Below are 21,247 nucleotides of genomic sequence, written 5' to 3' on the forward strand. Positions count from 1 at the left end.
ATGGTGCGCGAGTTCAAGATGCCCGACGTGGGCGAGGGTCTGACCGAGGCGGAGATCCTCAAGTGGTACGTACAGCCCGGTGACACGGTCACCGACGGGCAGGTCGTGTGCGAGGTGGAGACGGCGAAGGCCGCCGTCGAGCTGCCGATCCCGTTCGACGGGGTGGTCGGCGAGCTGAAGTTCCCCGAGGGCACGACCGTGGACGTCGGACAGGTCATCATCTCGGTGCGGACGGCCGGGGAGGACGGCCCCGCCGCCGACCCCGTCCAGGAGACGGTCGAGGAGCCCGCCGAGGAGCCCGCGGCGCGGGAGCCGGCCGGCCGGCAGCCGGTCCTCGTCGGCTACGGCGTCGCCGAGTCCTCCACCAGGCGGCGCGCCCGCAAGGACCCGGCCGCCGCCAACGGCACCGCGGCGGCCGTCCTCACCGAGCAGCGCCCGCTGGCCAAGCCGCCGGTGCGCAAGCTGGCCAAGGACCTCGGGGTCGACCTGACCACCGTGGTCCCGGCCGGCGCCGACGGGATCATCACGCGGGAGGACGTGCGCGCGGCGCTCGCCGCGGTCGCGCCCGCCGAGCCCGCGGCCCCCCAGGCCCCGGCCCCGGCGCAGACCCCCGCCCCGGCCGGGGCGCCGGCCGCGGCGTCCGCGCCCGCCGCCGCGCACGACACGGCGCGCGAGACCCGGATCCCGGTCAAGGGCGTCCGCAAGGCGACCGCGCAGGCGATGGTGGCCTCGAAGTTCACGGCGCCGCACGTCACCGAGTTCGTGACGGTCGACGTGACGCGCACGATGAAGCTCGTCGAGGAGCTGAAGTCCGACAAGGACCTGGCGGGGCTGCGGGTCAATCCGCTGCTGCTCGTCGCCAAGGCGCTGCTCGTCGCCATCCGGCGCAACCCGGAGGTCAACGCGTCGTGGGACGAGGGGACCGACGGGAAGGCGGAGATCGTCCAGAAGCACTACGTGAATCTGGGCATCGCCGCCGCCACGCCCCGCGGGCTGATCGTCCCGAACATCAAGGACGCCCACGCCAAGACGCTGCCCGAACTGGCGTCCGCGCTGGGGGAGCTGGTGGCCACGGCCCGCGAGGGCCGGACGTCGCCGGGTGCCATGCAGGGGGGCACCGTCACCATCACCAACGTCGGTGTGTTCGGCATCGACACCGGGACGCCCATCCTGAACCCGGGCGAGTCGGCGATCCTCGCCGTCGGGGCGATCAGGCTCCAGCCCTGGGTGCACAAGGGCAAGGTCAGGCCGCGGCACGTGATGACGCTGGCGCTCTCCTTCGACCACCGGCTGGTGGACGGGGAGCTGGGATCCAGGGTGCTGGCGGACGTGGCGGCCGTGCTGGAGCGGCCGAAGCGGCTGCTGACCTGGGGCTGACCGATGTGCGAAGGACCCGCGCGCCCGGCGTTCGCCGGCCGCGCGGGTCCTTCGCTCCCCTCGCGGGGTCCTACCGCTTGAAGCCGTAGTCCATGAGCTTCTTGGCGTCCGAGGTGCGCGCCGAGACCGACGACGACTTCAGGACCGTGCCGATCACCGTCTTGCCGCTGCGGGTCGCCGCGAACACCAGGCAGTAGCCCGCCTCCGGGCCGGAGCCGGTCTTCACGCCGATGGCGCCCGAGTACGAACCCAGCAGGGTGTTCGTGTTGGTCCACGTCATGTAGCGGTAGCCACCGGACTTCGTGGTGACCTTGCGCTTCGTCGACTTGGTCTTCACGACCGCGCGGAACGTCGAGTTCTTCATGGCGCTGCTCGCGATCTTCGTGAGATCACGCGGCGTCGAGTAGTTCGACCCGTTGCCTATGCCGTCGAACGAGTCGAAGTGGGTGTTCTTCAGGTTGAGCTTCTTCGCCTCGGCGTTCATCTTGCCGATGAACGACTTCACGCGCGCCGATCGCGTCGAGCCCGAGCCGAACTTGTCCGCGAGGGCGTAGGCCGCGTCGCAGCCCGACGGCAGCATCAGCCCGTAGAGCAGCTGGCGGACGGTGGGCTTGTCGCCGACGATCAGGCGCGCCGACGAGGCGTTGTTGCGGACGATGTAGTCGCTGTACGCCTTCTGGACCGTGACCTTGCTGTCCAGGTTCAGGTGCGACTGGGCCAGCACGACCTTCGCGGTCATGATCTTGGTGGTGGAGCCGGTCGACCGCCGGGTGTCGGCGGCCTTGGTGAACAGCGTCGAGCCCGTTCCGTTGTTCATCACGAAGCCGCCCTTGGCGGCGATGGTCGGCTTGACCGGTGCGGCGGCCTGGGCGGAGGTGGTCACGGCTCCGCTGGTGAGCATGGTTCCCGCGACGAGAACGGCGATGCCCGTTATGCGAGTTTTCAAGGTTTACGCTCCAAATGCCCCTGGGGGGCGGCCCGTTGGGATAGGGCGCCCGCACTGAAGAGACGAATGAGGCGGGTGAAGGGTTGCACTGCCTCCGGTATCCCGCATGGTGGACGGCGGTCGGCTTGCGTACGTGATGTATCTATGATGTGCGCATGCCCTCGACCGTCACCGAAAAACGCCCGCCCGCCGCGGAGCGCGTCTACGCCCACGTGAAGCGCGCCGTACTCGAACGCCGTTACGAGGGAGGGACGTTGCTCACCGAGGGCGAGCTGGCCGAGGCGGTCGGCGTCTCCCGCACGCCGGTCCGCGAGGCCCTGCTGAAGCTGGAGGTCGAGGGGCTGCTGCGGCTCTACCCCAAGAAGGGCGCGCTGGTGCTGCCCGTCTCCGCGCAGGAGATCGCCGACGTCGTGGAGACCCGGCTGCTCGTCGAGGAGCACGCGGTCCGCAAGGCGGTGCCCGCCTCCCCGTACCTGATCGGGCGGCTGACCGAACTGCTCGCGTTGCAGCGCACCCAGGTCGCCGCCGGGGACCTCGCCGAGGCCGCCGCCACCGACCGCTGCTTCCACGCGGAGATCGTGCGCAGCGCCGGGAACGCGATCCTGGCCCGCGTCTACGACCAGATGCGCGACCGGCAGCTGCGGATGGGCGTCGTCGTGATGCAGGCCCACCCGGACCGCACGGCGAAGACCCTCGCCGAGCACGAGGAGATCCTGGACGCGCTGCGCGCCGGGGACATGGAGGCCGCCGTGGCGGTGGTCCGCCGGCACGTCACGCGCGTGCGCGTCCTGGCCCGGGGTGAGGACCGATGAGCAGCTCCGCCGCCGCCCCTTCCCTGCCCGGCGATCCGCCCGGCGGCCGCCGGGCCGTCCTCGTGTGGTCGATCGGGGTCGCCGTCTACTTCGTCGCCGTCGTCTTCCGCACGTCGCTGGGCGTGGCCGGGCTCGACGCCGTCGAGCGCTTCCACATCAACGCCTCGGCCCTGTCGACCTTCTCCATCCTCCAGCTGCTCGTGTACGCGGGCATGCAGATACCCGTCGGCCTGATGGTCGACCGGCTCGGCACCAAGAAGGTCCTCACCCTCGGCGTGGTGCTGTTCACCGTCGGACAGCTCGGCTTCGCCTTCTCGTCCTCGTACGGCATGGCGCTCGCCTCGCGCGCGATGCTGGGCTGCGGGGACGCCATGACGTTCATCAGCGTGCTGCGGCTGGGCACCCGCTGGTTCCCCGCGCGGCGCGGTCCGCTCGTCGCGCAGCTCGCCGGCCTGGTCGGCATGGCGGGCAATCTGGTCTCCACCCTGGTGCTCGCCCGGCTGCTGCACGGGGTCGGCTGGGAGACGGCGTTCGCGGGCAGCGCGCTGCTGGGCGTCCTCGTCCTGGTCCTGATGGTGCTGTTCCTCAAGGACCACCCCGAGGGCTTCGAGCCCGCGCCGCTGCCGACGACGCACAAGGGCGCCGCGTACGTGCGCGCCCAGATCGCCGCGTCCTGGCGCGAGCCGGGCACCCGGCTCGGCCTGTGGGTGCACTTCACCACGCAGTTCCCCGCGATGGTGTTCCTGCTGCTGTGGGGGCTGCCGTTCCTGGTGGAGGCGCAGGGGCTGTCCCGCGGCACGGCCGGTGAGCTGCTGACGCTCGTGGTGCTCTCGAACATGGTCGTCGGGCTCGTCTACGGGCAGGTGGTCGCCCGGCACCACACGGCGCGGCTGCCGCTGGCGCTCGGCACGGTCGGCGTCGTGGCGGTGCTGTGGGCGGCGCCCATGGCGTGGCCGGGGCACGCGCCGATGTGGCTGCTGCTCGTGATGTGCGTGGGCCTGGGCGCGTGCGGCCCCGCCTCGATGATCGGCTTCGACTTCGCGCGGCCCGCGAACCCGCCGGAGCGGCAGGGCACCGGGTCCGGGATCGTCAACATGGGGGGCTTCGTCGCCTCGATGACGACCCTGCTGGCCGTCGGTGTGCTGCTCGACGCGACCGGCGACAACTACCGGATCGCGTTCGCCGCGGTGTTCGTCCTCCAGGCGCTCGGCGTGAGCCAGATCCTGCGGCTGCGCAAGCGGGCGGCGCGGGCGGAGCGGGAGCGGCTGGTCGCTTCCCGGGTGGCCTCGGTGCACGTGCCCGTGTGATCCGGGGGAGTCCCGCCCCCGGCGCCGGGGCTAGTGGGTGACGACCATCGCGTGCAGGATCGCCGACGCCAGGTCCGCGTCGCCCTCGATCTTCAGCCGGTCCGCGACCGCCTCGGGAGTGACCCGGCCGCAGGCGAGACGGACGTACGTCTCCCAGTCCAGGGCGAGCGTCGCCGCCGGGCCGAGCGAGGGGGCGCCGTCGATCGTGCCCCGGCCGTCGGCGTCCACCCGGACCGTGCGCAGGAACTCGACCGGGCCGTGCACGTCGAAGACCACCGCCGAGTTCGCCGGGGCGCCCGCGTCCTTCGCGACGGTCTTCGGGAGCACGGCGAGGAGCATGTCCCGCACGACGAGCGCGCCCGGGGAGTCCAGGTTGCCCGGGCGGCCGAGCGCCGCCCGCAGGTCCTGCTCGTGCACCCAGATGTCGAACGCGCGCCGCCGCAGGGCGAACTCCAGCGTCTCCTCGGCCGCGCGCGGGCCGCGCACCACGGTGCCGGGCTCGCGGCTCTCGTTGCGCAGCTGACGGGAGCGGCGAATGATCGTGTACTCCAGCTCGGAGACCATCTCCGGCGCCGTGTGGTGGCGGCGGACGTCGACCTGGACCTCCGTGTACCGCTGGGCCTCCGTCTTCACGTGGTAGAGGTCGCGGGGCAGGGTGTGGATGGGCCGGGGGTCGCCGAGCATCTCGCAGTCCATGCCGATGACGTGCGAGACGATGTCCCGCACCGACCAGCCGGGGCACGGGGTGGCCCGGCTCCACTCGCCCTCCGCGAGCGGGGTGACCAGCTCGGATATCGCTTCCACGGAGTGGGTCCAGGCGTCGGCGTAGGACTGAAGGCTGGGGTGGAGACTCACGGAAGGGGACCCCTCGAGCGGTTGGTACACGGGCGGTGACGTGTGCTGCGGGCACGTGCGGCGTGGGTGTCTTGAGAGGCTAAGTTACGCTGCCCGGAGGCACCCCTGCAGTGCTTTCGTGTGACGATCGTAGGCCGTTGTTGACGTGAAGCCGACGGCTCGAATGCCAGGACGGTGGTACTGTGCGCGCCTCTCTCATCCAGATCGCGGTAAACGAGGACGAATCGGTCAACTCCCGTCGGGACCGTGTCGGTTCGCTGGTACGGGATCAGGCCGGTTCCGCCGATCTCGTCGTGCTCCCCGAGCTGTGGCCGACCGGGGCCTTCGCCTACGAGCTGTTCGCGTCCGAGGCCGAGCCGCTGGAGGGGCCGACCTTCGAGGCGATGGCCGCGGCGGCGCGGGACGCGGGTGTGTGGCTGCACGCCGGGTCGATCCCCGAGCGGGACCCGGACGGTCCGCTCTACAACACGGCGCTTGTTTTCTCCCCCGACGGCGAGCTGGCCGCCGCCTACCGCAAGATCCACCGGTTCGGCTTCGACAAGGGCGAGGCGGTGCTCATGAGCGCCGGGCGGGAGCTGGTGACGGTCCGTCTGCCGGAGACCGTCGCCGGTGTGACGACCTGTTACGACCTGCGCTTCCCCGAGCTGTACCGGGGGCTGGTGGCGCGCGGCGCCGAGACGCTGATCGTCTCCGCCGGGTGGCCGGAGCGGCGGCGTGCGCACTGGACGCTGCTGGCGCGGGCGCGGGCGGTCGAGAACCAGGCGTACGTGCTGGCCTGCGGGACCGGCGGGGGGCATGCCGGGGTGGCGCAGGCGGGGCACAGTCTCGTGGTGGATCCGTGGGGGGAGGTGCTCGGCGAGGCCGGCGCCGGGGAGGAAGTGCTCCGCGTCGAGTTCGATCCCGCTCGGGTCGGGGCCATCCGTGAGCAGTTCCCGGCGCTCAAGGACCGGGTGCTGGGGTTGGACGCCCCGCACCACTGATCCGGCCGCCGCTCATGCGGGTCCCCGCGCTCGCGGCCTGTCCTCCACCCGCGGGGCGGTGGCCGCTTCTCGCGCGGTTCCTCGCGCCCCCTGTGGCGAGCTGCGCTCGCCTTCGGGGTTCGTTTTTGTCTGTGGGGCGGTGGCCGCTTCTCGCGCAGTTCCTCGCGCCCCCTGTGGCGAGCTGCGCTCGCTTTGGGGTTCGTTTTTGTCTGTGGGGCGGTGGCTGCTTCTCGCGCGGTTCCCCGCGCCCCTGTGGCGAGCTGCGCTCGCTTTGGGGTTCGTTTTTGTCTGTGGGGCGGTGGCTGCTTCTCGCGCGGTTCCCCGCGCAGCTGAAGCGAGCTCGGGGAACCGTATGAGTGGTCGTGATGGTCAGTCCGTGGCGCCGTGTTCCTTCTCCGCGAGATGGATCACGCAGACCGCCACCGCGATCAGCAGCGCCGGATCGGCGTCCTCCCGGATCACGTTCACCCCGTACGTGTCGCGCACCCGCAGCCAGCGCCGGGAGATCTCGGCGAGGAGTTCGCCCTCGTACTCCACGGCGAACTCGCGGTCCAGGATCTTGCCGCTGACGTCGAGTTCGGTCCGGCCGTCGGCGAGCGCGACCCGGTAGTGGTTGCGCAGCAGGGAGAGCCGCTTGCGCTTGACGCGCGCCAGCTCCTCGTCGGCGCGCTCGATCACCATCGTGTCGCGCAGCGCGAACATCTTCTGGTGGATGTCGATGAGGACGCGCCCGTCGGGCCCCTTCAGCTCGAAGGTGTCGCGCAGCCGCATCGCCTTGCCGTCGACGAGGAACGCCTTGCGGCCGTTCTCGTCCTCGATCCAGTAGTCCTCGCCGACGGCGAAGAGCCGTTCCCTCACTTCGTAGCGCATACGTCGAGGGTTCCCCCGGGCCGCCGCCCGGACCCCTCCCGGAGCCCTAAAGGAGCAGTGCCGGCTCAAGACCCGCAGAAAACAAGACAGTTCAGTGGTAGCTGCAACCATTAGTGGAACGGCCGGGTCCTAAGAGGTGGACGTGACTCGACGACCTGACCAATCGAAGGAACTCCTCACATGGCACGCGCACGACTTCGTCTCACCGCACCGCTGATGGCCGCAGCTCTCGTCGGCGCCGGCCTCGCCGCCCTGTCGCTGGCCCCGGGCCAGGCGGCGGCCGCGACCGCCGGCAGGGCCGACCGCGCCGACGACTTCAACGGCGACGGCTACGCCGACCTCGTCTCCGGCGCGGCGGGCGGCACCGTCTCCGGCGCGGCGGGCGCCGGCTACGTCGCGGTGACCTACGGGTCGCCGACCGGCCTGAAGGCCACGAACAAGGCCCTGATCAGCCGCTCGACGGCCGGGGTCCCCGGTTCCGCCGCCGCCAAGGAGGGCTTCGGCGCGTCCGTCACCAAGGGCGACCTCGACGGGGACGGCTTCAGCGACCTCGTCATAGGCAGCACCAAGTCCACCACCGGCGCCGTCGTCCTGTGGGGCTCCGCCTCCGGCCTGACCGGCGGCACCGCGATCGCCACCTACGGCCGCACGCCCCGGATCGGCGACTTCGACGGCGACGGCCGGGCCGACCTGGCGCTGCTCGCCGCGATGGGCTCCTACGGCGACGACCCCGAGCACCAGGCCGCCGCGCTGTGGAAGGGCCCGCTCACCCGGGCGGGCGCCCCCGCCAAGAAGCTCTCCTTCATGGACAAATCCGAGTGGTGGGGCTACGGCCAGGACGGCGCGGGCTGCGTCGACGACGAGAGCGGCTGTGTCGACGGCCCGGACTCCACGACCGGCCCCGTCTTCTTCGAGGCCACCGGCGACCTCAACGGCGACGGCCGCGACGACCTCGCGCTGCGCTCGTACAACGGCGACGGCATGTGGAACAACACGGTGCTCTACGGCAGCGCGGCGGGCTTCAAGCGCGGCTGGGCCCCGGAGACCCAGGGCGCCCTCGCGGTCGGTGACGTCAACGGCGACGGCCGCGACGACCTCGTCGTCGGCTCCGACCCCGAGGACTCCGACATCGGCGAGACGAACCAGAAGATCACGCTGGCCCTCGGCACCGCGAGCGGGCTCGACGGCGACCACCTCCAGACCTTCGACCAGTCGCTGCCCGGCTTCTACGGCGCCCAGGAGGACGGCGACCACCTCGGCTCGTGCGTCGCGGTCGGCGACGTCACCGGCGACGGCAGGGCCGACGTCGCGCTCGGCATCTCCGGCGAGAACTTCAGCGGCCAGACCGACGCGGGCGCGGTCGCGCTGCTGCCCGGCTCCGCGACCGGCGTCACCGGCACCGGCTCCGTCGTCCTGAACCAGAACTCGGCGGACGTGCCCGGCGTCGCGGAGAGCGGCGACCTGTTCGGCTCCGACTGCGCGCTGCTCGACGTGGACGGCGACGGCCACCGCGACCTGGCGGCCTCCGCCACCGGGGAGAACGCCGCGTCCGGCGCGGTCTGGGCGTTCCCGGGCTCCGCGAGCGGCGTGAGCGGCACCGGCTCGGTCGCGATCAACCCGACCGACCTCGGCGCCCCCGACGTCAAGTCCCTCTTCGGCAGCCCCCTCGAGTAACACCCCCGCCTGGACGCGGCCGACCCGGCACCGGGCGGCCGCGTCCGCGCGTTCCGGGCGCCGTCCGACAGGCGGAATCCGCACACGTCACGTCTCCTTGACCCATGACCAGGGACGACGAGCTCGCCGCGCTGAAGGCCCGGGTGCGCGAACTGGAGGCCGCGCGCCGCCCGCCGCGCCGCTTCCGCGCGACGTCGGCCCTCGCCGTGGTCCTCGTCGCCCTCGCGGCGCTCCTCACCCCGCTGGGCGTGGTCTCCGTCTGGGCGCACGACCTGATCGGCGACACCGACCGCTACGTGCGGACCATGGCGCCGCTCGCCGACGACCCGGAGGTGCGCCGCGCCGTCAGCGACCGGGTGACCACCGCCGTCATGGACCGGATCGACGTCGCGGACCTGCTCTCCGGCATCGCCCCCGCCGACCGGCCCCTCCTGGAGAAGGCGCTGTCGGCGGCCGACGGCCCCCTGACCAGCGGCCTGACCTCCCTGGTCCGGGGCACCACCGAACGGTTCGTGGCGAGCGCCGCCTTCACCACCCTGTGGGAGCGGCTCAACCGCACCGCCCACACCGCCGTCGACAAGGCCCTCACCGGCCGCACCGACGGCGCCGTGCGGGTCCGCGACGGCGAGGTCACCCTCGATCTCGCCCCGGTCGTCGACCAGGTCAAGGCGGCCCTCGTCGACCAGGGCCTCACCGTCGCCGGGAACCTGCCCGAGGTGCACACCAGCATCACCCTGATGGAGTCCACCGGCGCCCTGGCCCGGGCCCGCACCGGATTCCGGCTGCTCCAGCTGCTGTCCTGGGCGCTGCCGCTGCTCGTCGTCGTGCTCGCCGCCGGTGCGGTGCTGTGCGCCCGCCGCAGGCGGCGCGCCCTGGTCACCGCCGCCCTCGCGATCGCCGCGGGCGCGCTCGTCCTCGGCCTCGCGCTCTGGATCGGCCGGGCCGTCTACCTGGACGCGCTGCCCGCCGACGTCTCCCGGCCCGCCGCCGGGGTCGTCTACGACACCCTGGTCCGCTTCCTGCGCGCCGCGGTCCGCGTCGTCGCCACCGTCGGCGTGGTCGTCGCCCTCGCCTCCTGGCTGAGCGGGCCCGGCCGCTGGGCGCGGGCGGTGCGCGGCGCGTGGACGGGCGCGATCCGTTCCGTACGGGAGACCCTCGTCGGCGAGGGCTCCGGCACGTTCGGCCCGGTCGGGCCGTGGGTGCACCGGATGCGGACGTGGCTGGACCTGACGGTCGCCGCCGTCGCCGCGGCCGTGCTCCTCGCGTGGTCGTACCCCACCGCTGCGGTGGTGCTCTGGATCGCGGTCGTCGCCGTCTGCGTCCTCGCCGTCCTCGAATTCCTCGACGCCCCGGCCCTCCCGGACGAGCCCGCCCCGGCCGCCGCCGCACCGCCGCCACCCACCCGTGGCACCCTTGGATCATGAACGACCCCGCTTCCGCCCCCGCCCGCCGCCGCGCCCGGGTCCGGGCCCCCGAACTGGTCGGCCGCGGTGGCTGGCTGAACACCGGCGGGGTCGAGTACACCCTCGCCGACCTGCGCGGACGCATCGTCGTCCTGGATTTCTGGACGTTCTGCTGCATCAACTGCCTGCACGTCCTCGACGAGCTGCGGGAGCTGGAGGAGCGGCACCGGGACACCGTGGTGATCATCGGGGTGCACTCGCCGAAGTTCGTGCACGAGGCCGAGCACGCGGCGGTCGTCGACGCCGTCGAGCGGTACGGGGTGGAGCACCCGGTGCTGGACGACCCGGAGCTGGCGACCTGGAAGCAGTACGCGGTGCGGGCCTGGCCCACGCTCGTCGTGATCGACCCCGAGGGGTACGTCGTCGCGCAGCACGCCGGTGAGGGGCACGCCCACGCGATCGCCGCGCTGGTCGAGGAGCTGGCGGCCGAGCACGCGGCGAAGGGCACGCTGCGGCGCGGCAACGGCCCGTACGTGGCGCCCGAGCCGGTCGCCACCGATCTGCGCTTCCCCGGCAAGGCGCTGCTGCTGCCGTCGGGGAACTTCCTGGTCAGCGACACCACCCGGCACCAGCTGGTGGAGCTGGCGGCGGACGGCGAGTCCGTCGTGCGGCGGATCGGCAGCGGTCGGCGCGGCTTCGGTCCGGAGTCGTTCAACGAGCCGCAGGGGCTCGCCCTGCTCGACGCGGACACCGTCGTCGTCGCCGACACCGTCAACCACGCGCTGCGCGCCGTCGACCTCACGACCGGCGCGATCAGCACCCTCGCGGGCACCGGCAGGCAGTGGTGGCAGGGGTCGCCGACCAGCGGCCCGGCCCGGGCGACCGATCTGTCCTCGCCGTGGGACGTGGCCGTCTTCGGCGGCAGGGTGTGGATCGCCATGGCCGGGGTGCACCAGCTGTGGACGTACGACCCGGAGCGGGGGACGGTCGCCGTCGCGGCCGGGACCACGAACGAGGGGCTGGTCGACGGACCGGGCGCCGAGGCGTGGTTCGCGCAGCCGTCCGGGCTCGCGGCCACCGACGACCGGCTGTGGGTGGCGGACTCCGAGACGTCGGCGCTGCGCTGGGTGGACCTCGACGGCGCCGTCCACACGGCCGTCGGCACCGGCCTGTTCGACTTCGGGCACCGCGACGGCGACGCGGGGCAGGCGCTGTTGCAGCACCCGCTGGGCGTCACCGCGCTGCCCGACGGCTCGGTCGCGGTGTCGGACACGTACAACCACGCGCTGCGCCGCTACGACCCGGCGACCGGCCGGGTCAGCACCCTCGCCACCGATCTGCGCGAGCCGAGCGACGCGGTCCTCACGGGGGACGGGGACATCGTCGTCGTGGAGTCCGCGCGGCACCGGCTGACCCGGCTGCGGCTGCCCGAGGAGGCGGTGCGCGTCGCGCCCGTCGCCCACCGCACGCGGCGCGCCGCCACCGAGATGGCGGGCGGCAGGGTGCGGCTGGACGTCGTCTTCCGGGCGCCGGCCGGGCAGAAGCTCGACGAGCGGTACGGGCCGTCGACCCGGCTCCTCGTCTCCGCGACACCGCCCGCGCTGCTCGCGGCCGGGGACGGGCCCGGCACCGACCTCTCGCGTGAACTGGTGCTGGACCCGGCGGTGCCGGAGGGGGTGCTGCACGTGTCCGCCATGGCCGCGTCCTGCGACGACGACCCGGCCCAGGCGTACCCGGCGTGCCACGTCCACCAGCAGGACTGGGGGGTGCCCGTCGTGGTGGTCGCGGACGGCGGGGCGCGGCGGCTGCCGCTGGTGCTCGCGGGCCTGGACGCCTAGGGCGCCGCCCGCGCGGTGGGGCCGGGATCAGATGCGGTGGTCCCGCTCCTCCTCGATCACCGTCGTGTGACCGCCCGCCATGCCCCGCCGCTTGCCGATGCTGCGGAAGGCGAAGACCCCGATCAGGCCGACGATCATCAAGATCCAGCCGACGAGGTCGAGATTGACGTCCTGAATGTGCCAGTCGGTCGCGAACGCGAGGATCGCACCGACGGCGATCAGGATGATGCAACCGCCCAGGCTCATGAGGTCCGCCTCCTGCCGTGTGTCCGTGTACGTGCTCGGATGTGCTTGCGAAGCCCGGGTACCCGGACTCCGGTGCATCACACGGCAGTTGAGGCGATCCCTCCGGTCAGCCCTCCGGTCGGCCCTCCGCTCAGCCCGCCAGGAAGGCGGTGAGCGCGTTCGCCAGGTGGAACGGGTCGTCCGCGCCGCACAGTTCGCGCACGCTGTGCATGGAGAGGATCGCCGCGCCGATGTCGACGGTCTTGATCCCGTGCCGGGCGGCGGTGATCGGGCCGATCGTCGTCCCGCACGGCATCGCGTTGTTGGAGACGAACGCCTGGTAGGGCACGCCCGCCTTCTCGCACGCGGCGACGAAGACGGCGCGGCCCACGCCGTCGGTGGCGTACCGGTTGTTGACGTTCACCTTCAGGATCGGTCCGCCGTTGGCCCGCGGGTGGTGCGTGGGGTCGTGGCGCTCGGCGTAGTTGGGGTGCACGGCGTGCCCGGTGTCCGAGGAGAGGCAGATGGTGCCGGCGAGGGCGCGGGCCCGGTCCTCCAGGGAGCCGCCGCGGGCGAGGACCGACCGCTCCAGCACGTTCCCGAGCAGCGGGCCGTCGGCGCCGGTGTCGGACTGCGACCCGTTCTCCTCGTGGTCGAACGCGGCGAGCACCGGGATGTACGGCAGCTCGTCGTGCTTGCCGACCTCGGTGAGGGCGGCGGTGCAGGCGTGCACGGACAGCAGGTTGTCCATGCGGGGCCCGGCGACCAGCTCCTTGTCGCGGCCCAGGTAGGCGGGGGCCTCGAGGGCGTACGGCATGAGGTCCCAGCCGGTGACGGAGCCGCGCTCCAGCTCGTACTCGTCCTCGACGAAGCCCAGCAGGTCGCCCTCGTGGACGTCGCCGCCCAGGCCCCAGATGGGCTGCATGTGGCGCTGCTTGTCGAGCTTCAGGCCGTCCGTGTTGACCCCGCGGTCGAGGTGGACGGCGAGCTGGGGCACGCGCAGCAGGGGCCGGTCGATGTCGATCAGGCGCTCGCTGCCGTCGCGCAGGGTGAGCCGGCCGGCGAGGCCGAGGTCGCGGTCGAGCCAGGAGTTGAGCAGCGGGCCGCCGTAGATCTCGACGGCGATCTGGCGCCAGCCGTTGCTGCCCATGTCGGGTTGCGGCTTGACGCGCAGGTTCGGGGAGTCGGTGTGGCCGCCGACGATCCGGTACGGGGTGTGGGGCTTCGCTCCGCGCGGCACGTACCAGGCGATGAGCGCGCCGCCCCGCGTGACGTACTTTCCACCGGTCTCGCCGTTCCAGGCGTCGGTCTCGGCGACCTGCTGGAAACCGGCCTTCTCCAGGCGGGCGGCTGCCGTGGCCACCGCGTGGTACGGGGTGGGGCTCTCCGCGAGGAAGGTCATCAGGTCGTCGGTGTGGCCGCGGTCGAAGGGGCCGGTGGAGGTGCTCATGCCGCCAGGGTAGTGCGGGGTGGGCGGGCTGTGCCTGTGGCGGTCCCGGGCCGTCCTGTCTGCCCGGCCCTGTCCTGCTTGCCCCCGGCTCCCACCGTCTCCGTCCGCGGGCCGGTGGGGCTTCTCGCGCAGTTCCCCGCGCCCCTGAAGCCTTGCGCTGCGCGCGGCTTCCCTCGTGTTCGGCCGCGGGCCGGTGGTCGCTTCTCGCGCCGTTCCTCGCGCCCCTGAAGCCTTGCGCTGCGCGCGGCTTCCCTCGTGTTCGTCCGCGGGCCGGTGGCCGCTTCTCGCGCCGTTCCCCGCGCCCCTGAAGCCTTGCGCTGCGCGCGGCTTCCCTCGTTTTCGTCCGCGGGTCGGTGGTCGCTTCTCGCGCCGGTCCCCGCGCCCCCTGGGGGGCGCGGGGGCGGGGCGGTCAGAAGGCCGACTCGTCCAGGGTCATGACGTCCAGGCCGGACTCGCTGGTGGACTGGGCCAGCTTGCGGGCGCCGGTGACGCCGGGGAGGACGTTCGCCGCGAAGAACTTGGCGGCGGCGACCTTGCCCTGGTAGAACGCGGCGTCCTTGCCGGAGGCACCGGCGGCGAGCCGCTCGGTGGCGACGGCGGCGCCCTTGACCAGGAGGTAGCCGACGACCACGTCGCCGGAGGCCATCAGCAGGCGGGTGGTGTTCAGGCCCACCTTGTAGATGTTCTGGGCGTCCTGCTCGGTGGCGGCCAGGTCGGTCAGCATGACGCCGACGATGGCCTCCAGCTCGACGGCGGCCTTGGCCAGCGACTCGCGGGCCCCGGCCAGCTCCTCGCCGCCGCTCTCCACGGCGAGGAACTTCTTGATCTCCTCGGCCAGGCCGTTCAGCGCGGCGCCCTGGTTGCGGACGATCTTGCGGAAGAAGAAGTCCTGGCCCTGGATGGCCGTGGTGCCCTCGTAGAGGGTGTCGATCTTGGAGTCCCGGATGTACTGCTCGATCGGGTACTCCTGGAGGAAGCCGGAGCCGCCGAAGGTCTGGAGCGACTGCGCGAGCTGCTCGTAGCCCTTCTCCGAGCCGTAGCCCTTCACGATCGGCAGGAGCAGGTCGTTCAGCGCGTGCTCGGCCGAGGCGTCCTCGCCCGCGGTCTCCTTGACCTGGATCGCGTCCTGCACCGAGGCGGTGTAGAGGACCAGCGAGCGCATGCCCTCCGCGTACGCCTTCTGCGTGAGCAGCGAGCGGCGCACGTCCGGGTGGTGCGTGACGGTGACCTTGGGCGCGGCCTTGTCGCCGAAGGCGGCGAGGTCGGAGCCCTGGACGCGCTCCTTGGCGTACTCCAGCGCGTTCAGGTAGCCCGTCGACAGCGTCGAGATCGCCTTCGTGCCGACCATCATGCGGGCGAACTCGATGATGCGGAACATCTGGCGGATGCCGTCGTGCTTGTCGCCGATCAGCCAGCCCTTGGCGGGGTGCTGGTCGCCGAAGGTCATCTCGCAGGTGTTGGACGCCTTGAGGCCCATCTTGTGCTCGACGTTGGTCGCGTACACGCCGTTGCGCTCGCCCAGCTCGCCGGTCTCCCAGTCGAACTCGAACTTCGGGACCAGGAAGAGCGACAGGCCCTTGGTGCCGGGGCCGTGGCCCTCGGGGCGGGCGAGGACGTAGTGGAGGATGTTCTCCGACATGTCGTGCTCACCGGACGTGATGAACCGCTTCACGCCCTCGATGTGCCACGAGCCGTCGTCCTGCTGCACGGCCTTGGTGCGGCCGGCGCCGACGTCCGAGCCGGCGTCCGGCTCGGTCAGCACCATCGTCGAGCCCCACTGCTTCTCGACGGCGATCTCGGCGACCTTCTTCTGCGCCTCGTTGCCCTCCTCGAAGAGGATGCCCGCGAAGGCGGGGCCCGAGGAATACATCCAGATCGCCGGGTTCGCGCCCAGGATCAGCTCGGCGAAGGCCCAGATCAGGGAGCGCGGGGCGGTGGTGCCGCCGATCTCCTCGGGCAGGCCGAGGCGCCAGTACTCGGCGTCCATGAAGGCCTTGTAGGACTTCTTGAACGACTCCGGGACCGGCGCGGTGTTCGTCGTCGGGTCGAAGACCGGCGGGGTGCGGTCCGCGTCCGCGAACGACTCGGCCAGGTCGTTCTCGGCGAGACGGGTCGTCTCTTCGAGGATGCTCCTGGCTGTGTCGACGTCCATCTCCCCGAACGGTCCGGTGCCGTACAGCTTGTCGCGGCCGAGCACCTCGAAGAGGTTGAACTCGATGTCGCGGAGATTCGACTTGTAGTGCCCCATGGCGACGGCTCCGTAAAGGCTCGGGAGAGACCGGCCGCGGCCGGTCTCGTATGCATACCAACTAGTAACCACCAGGATGCTACCCGTCGGTAATAAGATGCAACCCCTGCGGGGCCGACTGTGACGGAACGCTCGGCCGCGGGGGGCCGTCGCGTGCCGGAATTCCACCACCAACAGCCCCTGGATGTCCGGCAGTTCGGTGAACACGGGCCGCTCGGCCGCGCCGCCCCGCCGGCCCTCGGTACTCTTGGCCCCATGTACGGATACGAGCGGGCCCCGGGCGGGGCGGGCGGCCAGCAGCAGTACGCGCCGCCGCAGCAGGGCATGCCCCCGCAGGCCGGCATGGGCGGGTACGGGCAGCAGGCGCCGCCGCTGTACCCGGAGCCGTCGCCGCCGTCGCTCGCCGACGCGGTCCGCGCGTTCACCACCGGCTCGATGTCCGCCGAGGACTTCCAGCAGATCTTCGCCACGTCGAAGGTCTACTGCCCGCGCGGCGACAACCCGGGGTTCCTGGCGCTGCACAACACGCAGCAGCCGGTGATCCCGATGTTCACCACGCTCAAGGAGCTGCGCCGGTACGCGGGCAAGGAGTCCAAGTATTTCGTCATCACCGGCGCCGAGGTGATCGACCTGCTGCCCACCGGATACGGCTTCGTCCTCGACATGGAGGGCGAGCACCGGATGGTCTTCGACGCGAAGGCCGTCGAACAGATGGTCGATTTCGCCATGCGGCGGATGTACGGCTGAGCCGCGGGCGGCCGAGCGCCATGACCCCGCACCCCGAACGCCCGGAGGGAATGCCCTCCGGGCGTTCGGCGTTCCAGGTGGCAGAAAGTTCTACGTTCAACTAATATCGAGGCACGAGGAACCGAGGAGGTCCCCAAAATGCCCGCTGTGACCGTCGAGAACCCGCTGACCCTGCCCCGTGTGACCGCGCCGGCCGACTCCGTGGCGCGCCCCGTGCTCGCCGTGACGACCGCGCCCACCGGCTTCGAGGGCGAGGGCTTCCCGGTGCGCCGCGCGTTCGCCGGGATCAACTACCGCCACCTCGACCCGTTCATCATGATGGACCAGATGGGCGAGGTGGAGTACGCGCCCGGAGAGCCCAAGGGCACCCCCTGGCACCCGCACCGCGGCTTCGAGACCGTCACGTACATCATCGACGGCACCTTCATCCACCAGGACAGCCACGGCGGCGGCGGCACCATCACCGACGGCGACACCCAGTGGATGACGGCCGGCTCGGGCCTGCTGCACATCGAGGCGCCGCCGGAGTCCCTCGTCATGTCCGGCGGCCTCTTCCACGGCCTCCAGCTGTGGGTGAACCTGCCCGCCAAGGACAAGATGCAGGACCCGCGCTACCAGGACATCCGCGGCGGCCAGGTCAAGCTGCTCACCACCGAGGACGGCGGCGCGCTGCTCCGCGTCATCGCCGGTGACTTCGACGGCCACGAGGGCCCCGGCATCACCCACACGCCGATCACGATGGTGCACGCCACCGTCCGCCCCGGCGCCGAGGCGACCCTGCCCTGGCGCGAGGACTACAACGGACTGGTCTACGTCCTCGCCGGACGCGGCACCGTCGGCACCGACCGGCGGCCCGTCCACACGGGGCAGACGGCCGTGTTCGGCGCGGGCTCGTCCCTGACCGTGCGGGCCGACGCGTCGCAGGACGCGCACACCCCCGACCTGGAGGTCGTGATCCTGGGCGGCCGGCCGATCCGCGAGCCCATGGCGCACTACGGCCCGTTCGTGATGAACACCAAGGCCGAACTCCAGCAGGCCTTCGACGACTTCCAGGCCGGCCGCCTGGGCGTCGTCCCCAGCGCGGAGCGGCTGCCGCACACCAGCTGACAGCACGTCACCCGCGTGGCCCCGCCCGGAAGGTCGGGGCCACGCGCGCGTGATGGCCTGGGGGAGTGCAGACGACCCGAGAGTCCCAGGAACCGGCCGCAGGACGCCCCAGGAGCACGCCCCTGCTCCCCGAGGGGGCCCGGCGCACCGCCGCCTGGTGCACGGTGGCCCTGCTCGTCACCGGGGTCGCCGCCGTCGGCATCTGGCTCTGCGTCGTGTTCAAGTCGGCGGTCACCCCGGTCCTGCTCGCACTGCTCGGGACCGCGCTGCTCGCCCCCGTGTTCGAGTGGCTGAACAAGCACAAGGTGCCCCGCGCCCTCGCCGCCGTGCTGACCTGCGTCGCCCTGGTCGCCGTCGTCGGCGGCGCCGGGTACATCGTGGTCAAGGCGCTCATCGACACCGGCGACCAGATCGTCGACTCCGTGCAGGACGCGGGCGACTGGATCCGCGCGCACTTCGGCCTGTCCGGCGCCGACGACCTCGGCAACGTCGCCGACAACGCCAAGAGCCTGCTCTCCAAGTGGGGCTCAAGCCTGGCCGGCGGCGTGCTCACCGGGCTCTCCGTGATCGGCTCGCTGCTCGCGACCTCCGTGCTCGCGCTGCTGCTCACGTTCTTCTTCCTCAAGGACTCCGACCGGGCCGTCGGACTGGCCCACGCCGTCGCCCCGCGCGGCGCCGGCGAGGTCATCGAGGCCATGGGCCGCCGCGCCTACGAGGCGATCTCGGGATTCATGCGCGGGACGACCTTCATCGCGCTCATCGACGCCCTGTGCATCACCATCGGCCTGCTGATCCTGGGCGTGCCGGGCGCGGTGGGACTGGGCGCGCTCGTCTTCGTCGGCGCCTACATCCCCTACCTCGGCGCCACCATCTCCGGCGCCGTCGCCGTCCTCGTCGCCCTCGCCGACCGCGGCTTCGTCATCGCCCTGTGGACGCTCGGCGTGATCCTCGCGGTGCAGCAGCTGGAGGGGCACATCCTCCAGCCCATGATCCAGTCGCGCACGGTGCAGATGCACCCGGCCATGGTGATGCTGGCCATCGCCGCGGGGGCCTCCGTCGCCGGCATCCTCGGGATGCTGCTCGCGGTGCCGCTGACGGCCGCCGCGTTCGGGATCATCGGGGAGCTGAAGGGACGTTACAGCGGTCCGCCGGAGCCCGCGGTCCCCCGGGAGACCGCCGACTGAGCGACGCCCGGCCCGCCGCGGTCCGCCGGGTCCGGGTCCGGGGCCGGGGCCGGGTCCCGCACCGGGGCCGGCGGCTCGTACAGCTCGAACCAGATGCTCTTGCCCTCGCCCCGCGGGTCGACGCCCCACTTCTGCGCGAGCAGCTCCATCAGCACCAGGCCGCGCCCGGACGACGCCAGCTCGCCCGGCCTGCGCTTGTGCGGCAGGTCGTCCGAGGCGTCGGCGACCTCCACCCGCAGCCGCCGCGGCCCCTCGCAGCCGCGGCCGACCTCCGCGACCAGCAGCGCGTCGCCGTCGGTGTGCACCAGCACATTGGTGACCATCTCGGAGACCATCAGGACCGCCGAGTCGACCTGGTCCTCGTCGGTCCAGTCGTGCAGCAGCTCGCGCAGCTGCTGACGGGCGACGGCGATCCGCTCCGGCTCGGCCTGCGCGACGGTCATGGCGGTGCGCCGGGCCGTGACGGGCACCCGCGACTCGGTCGCCCGGCGCAGCAGGAGCAGGGCTATGTCGTCCTCGCGGCGGTCCGCGAGCGGGCCCGTGGTGTGGTGTGAGGACGGCCCGTGGACCGCCTGGACGAGGGCGTCCGCCAGCTCCTCCAGATTGTCGGCGGGGACCGTCTCCAGCGTCGTACGGATCCGGGACCAGCCCGAGTCGAGATCGTGCCCGCCCGTCTCGATCAGGCCGTCCGTGCAGATCAGCAGGGTCTCGGACGGTTCGAGGGCGAGCGGGGTCGTCGGATAGTCGGCGTCCGGGTCGATGCCGAGCGGCAGTCCGCCCGCGGTGGGACGCATCATCACCGTGCCGTCGGCGGTGCGTATCGCGGGGTCCGGGTGGCCCGCGCGGGCCACCTCCAGGGTGCCCGTGACCGGGTCGGCCTCGACGTACAGGCAGGTCGCGAAGCGCTGGTCCGCCGGGCCCGCCGGGTCGGCGGCGCCGGCGGTGATCCCGTACAGGAAGCGGGAGGCGCGGGAGAGGACCGCGTCGGGGCGGTGCCCCTCCGACGCGTAGGCGCGCAGCGCGATCCGCAGCTGGCCCATGAGGCCCGCCGCCTGCACGTCGTGGCCCTGGACGTCACCGATGACCAGCGCGATCCGCCCGCTGGGCAGCGGAATCATGTCGTACCAGTCGCCGCCGACCTGGAGCCCGCCGCCGGTCGGGACGTAGCGGGCCGCGATGGTCATGCCGGGGATCTCGGGGCCGATCGTGGGCAGCATCGACTTCTGGAGCCCGTCGGTCAGCGCCCGCTCCGACTCCGTGACCCCGGCCCGGGAGAGGGCCTGCGCCAGCATCCGGGCCACCGTGGTCAGCACCGAGCGCTCGTCGGGGGTGAACGTGACCCGGTAGGCGAAGCCCGCCATCCACGCGCCGATGGTGCGCCCGGCGACGACCAGCGGCAGGAACGCCCACGACTGCCGGTTGAAGCGGGCCGCGAGCGGCCAGGCCGCCGGATAGCGGCGCCGGTACTCCTCGGGCGCGGAGAGGTAGACGGCGCGACCGGTGCGGCAGACCTCCGCCGCCGGATAGTCCGTGGCGAGGTCCATGTCCGTGAAGGGGCCCTCGGAGCCCGGCTGGTGGCCGTGGTGGCCGATGACGGTGAGCCGGTCGCCCGCGACGCCGAACACGGCGAGCCCGTCGGGCGAGAAGCCCGGCATGGACAGGCCGGCCGCGACCCGCAGCACCTCCGCCGTGGAGTCCGCCTCGGCGAGGGCGCGCCCCGCGTCCAGCAGGAACGCCTCGCGGGAGCGCCGCCAGTCGCCGGTGACGGGGGTGCGGGCGGAGGCGCCGGGCGGCGGCTCGGCCACCTCCTGAAGGGTGCCGATCACCTCGAACAGGTCCGGGGCGTCGCCCGCCACCACCGGCTTGGAGCGGCTGCGCACGGTCCGCACGACCCGGCCCCGGTCGTCCATGATGCGCAACCGGGCCTCGGCGAGGGTGCCCTCGGCGACGGCGAGCCGGATGATGCCGTCGATCTCGTTCCAGTCCACCGGGTGGAAGCGGGCGCGGGCGCCGGACTCCGAGAGGGTCGTGTGCCGTGCGGGCAGCCCGACGAGCCGGGCGGCCTCCGCGTCGAAGGTGACGGTGCCCGTCCGGTTGTCCCAGCGCCACAGGCCGGTCGCGAGGGCGGAGAGGACGTCCTCCACCGGAGGGAGGGGGTCACCAGTGCGCATTGCTCCACTCTAGGAAGAGGTGATCGGTCCCTGCCACCGAGAGTGTTCGGCGG

The 21,247-nt window shown here is 72.5% G+C and carries 17 protein-coding genes; 10 read left to right on the forward strand and 7 right to left on the reverse strand.

From position 1 onward, the window contains the following. Window positions 1–1,377, forward strand: coding sequence for a dihydrolipoamide acetyltransferase family protein (locus tag ACIP5K_RS12310; RefSeq protein WP_401408245.1), 1,377 nt, complete (start codon window positions 1–3; stop codon window positions 1,375–1,377). A gap of 70 nt (window positions 1,378–1,447) precedes the next feature. Here ACIP5K_RS12310 and ACIP5K_RS12315 read toward each other — a convergent pair whose 3' ends face one another. Further along, window positions 1,448–2,278 carry a D-alanyl-D-alanine carboxypeptidase family protein gene (locus ACIP5K_RS12315; RefSeq protein WP_401408989.1) on the reverse strand — a complete coding sequence of 277 codons (831 nt, stop codon included), beginning with the start codon at window positions 2,276–2,278 and terminating at the stop codon, window positions 1,448–1,450. A 200-nt stretch (window positions 2,279–2,478) separates the two neighbouring features. On the opposite strand from ACIP5K_RS12315, the gene ACIP5K_RS12320 reads away from it, so the two are divergent. Both ACIP5K_RS12320 and ACIP5K_RS12325 read left to right on the forward strand, forming a co-directional pair. Further along, the gene (locus ACIP5K_RS12320; RefSeq protein WP_401408247.1) at window positions 2,479–3,135 is read left to right on the forward strand and encodes a GntR family transcriptional regulator; all 657 of its coding nucleotides are present in this window, start codon (window positions 2,479–2,481) and stop codon (window positions 3,133–3,135) included. Then, window positions 3,132–4,442 carry a nitrate/nitrite transporter gene (locus ACIP5K_RS12325; protein ID WP_401408249.1) on the forward strand — a complete coding sequence of 437 codons (1,311 nt, stop codon included), beginning with the start codon at window positions 3,132–3,134 and terminating at the stop codon, window positions 4,440–4,442. Before ACIP5K_RS12320 ends, ACIP5K_RS12325 begins: the two co-directional genes overlap by 4 nt. Window positions 4,443–4,472: 30 nt before the next feature. On the opposite strand, the gene ACIP5K_RS12330 is transcribed toward ACIP5K_RS12325, so the two are convergent. Further along, window positions 4,473–5,297 (reverse strand): maleylpyruvate isomerase family mycothiol-dependent enzyme, encoded by an 825-nt coding sequence (locus ACIP5K_RS12330; RefSeq protein ID WP_401408250.1) that lies wholly within the window; start codon window positions 5,295–5,297, stop codon window positions 4,473–4,475. A gap of 182 nt (window positions 5,298–5,479) precedes the next feature. Between ACIP5K_RS12330 and ACIP5K_RS12335 the strand changes: the two genes are divergently transcribed. Continuing rightward, window positions 5,480–6,277, forward strand: coding sequence for a carbon-nitrogen family hydrolase (locus ACIP5K_RS12335; RefSeq protein ID WP_401408251.1), 798 nt, complete (start codon window positions 5,480–5,482; stop codon window positions 6,275–6,277). Window positions 6,278–6,646: 369 nt separating this feature from the next. Here ACIP5K_RS12335 and ACIP5K_RS12340 read toward each other — a convergent pair whose 3' ends face one another. Next, window positions 6,647–7,147: an LURP-one-related/scramblase family protein gene (locus ACIP5K_RS12340; protein ID WP_401408253.1), complete on the reverse strand. Its 501-nt coding sequence runs from the start codon at window positions 7,145–7,147 to the stop codon at window positions 6,647–6,649. Between the two features lie 180 nt (window positions 7,148–7,327). Here ACIP5K_RS12340 and ACIP5K_RS12345 point away from each other — a divergent pair, with 180 nt between their 5' ends. The 3 genes from ACIP5K_RS12345 to ACIP5K_RS12355 all read left to right on the forward strand — a co-directional run bounded on the left by ACIP5K_RS12345 (window position 7,328) and on the right by ACIP5K_RS12355 (window position 12,062). Next, on the forward strand, window positions 7,328–8,821 hold the full coding sequence (locus ACIP5K_RS12345; RefSeq protein WP_401408255.1) for an FG-GAP repeat domain-containing protein: 1,494 nt from the start codon (window positions 7,328–7,330) through the stop codon (window positions 8,819–8,821). A gap of 104 nt (window positions 8,822–8,925) precedes the next feature. Further along, window positions 8,926–10,245 carry a hypothetical protein gene (locus tag ACIP5K_RS12350; protein ID WP_401408257.1) on the forward strand — a complete coding sequence of 440 codons (1,320 nt, stop codon included), beginning with the start codon at window positions 8,926–8,928 and terminating at the stop codon, window positions 10,243–10,245. After that, complete coding sequence (locus ACIP5K_RS12355) at window positions 10,242–12,062, forward strand: NHL domain-containing thioredoxin family protein (protein WP_401408259.1); 1,821 nt, start codon at window positions 10,242–10,244, stop codon at window positions 12,060–12,062. The genes ACIP5K_RS12350 and ACIP5K_RS12355 overlap by 4 nt, the downstream gene beginning before the upstream one ends. Window positions 12,063–12,089: 27 nt before the next feature. Here the strand turns inward: ACIP5K_RS12355 and ACIP5K_RS12360 are convergent, their stop codons facing one another. From ACIP5K_RS12360 to ACIP5K_RS12370, 3 genes are all read right to left on the reverse strand, one after another. Continuing rightward, window positions 12,090–12,308 (reverse strand): DUF6458 family protein, encoded by a 219-nt coding sequence (locus tag ACIP5K_RS12360; protein ID WP_401408261.1) that lies wholly within the window; start codon window positions 12,306–12,308, stop codon window positions 12,090–12,092. Window positions 12,309–12,438: 130 nt separating this feature from the next. Then, a complete protein-coding gene (locus tag ACIP5K_RS12365; protein ID WP_401408263.1) occupies window positions 12,439–13,737 on the reverse strand; it encodes a M18 family aminopeptidase in 1,299 nt (432 codons plus the stop codon). A 409-nt stretch (window positions 13,738–14,146) separates the two neighbouring features. After that, the gene (locus ACIP5K_RS12370; protein WP_401408265.1) at window positions 14,147–15,985 is read right to left on the reverse strand and encodes an acyl-CoA dehydrogenase; all 1,839 of its coding nucleotides are present in this window, start codon (window positions 15,983–15,985) and stop codon (window positions 14,147–14,149) included. A 255-nt stretch (window positions 15,986–16,240) separates the two neighbouring features. Between ACIP5K_RS12370 and ACIP5K_RS12375 the strand changes: the two genes are divergently transcribed. From ACIP5K_RS12375 to ACIP5K_RS12385, 3 genes are all read left to right on the forward strand, one after another. Beyond that, window positions 16,241–16,732 carry an SseB family protein gene (locus ACIP5K_RS12375; RefSeq protein WP_401408267.1) on the forward strand — a complete coding sequence of 164 codons (492 nt, stop codon included), beginning with the start codon at window positions 16,241–16,243 and terminating at the stop codon, window positions 16,730–16,732. 138 nt (window positions 16,733–16,870) lie between these two features. Next, window positions 16,871–17,839: a pirin family protein gene (locus ACIP5K_RS12380; RefSeq protein WP_401408269.1), complete on the forward strand. Its 969-nt coding sequence runs from the start codon at window positions 16,871–16,873 to the stop codon at window positions 17,837–17,839. A 65-nt stretch (window positions 17,840–17,904) separates the two neighbouring features. Then, entirely contained in the window at window positions 17,905–19,023 is a 1,119-nt protein-coding gene (locus tag ACIP5K_RS12385; protein ID WP_401408271.1) for an AI-2E family transporter, read from the forward strand. Here ACIP5K_RS12385 and ACIP5K_RS12390 read toward each other — a convergent pair. After that, window positions 18,975–21,194, reverse strand: a complete 2,220-nt coding sequence (locus tag ACIP5K_RS12390) for a SpoIIE family protein phosphatase (protein WP_401408273.1) — start codon at window positions 21,192–21,194, stop codon at window positions 18,975–18,977. The genes ACIP5K_RS12385 and ACIP5K_RS12390 overlap by 49 nt on opposite strands. Window positions 21,195–21,247: the final 53 nt, after the last annotated feature.

Origin of the sequence: Streptomyces sp. NPDC088785, assembly GCF_044750685.1 — a bacterium.
Taxonomy (GTDB): domain Bacteria; phylum Actinomycetota; class Actinomycetes; order Streptomycetales; family Streptomycetaceae; genus Streptomyces.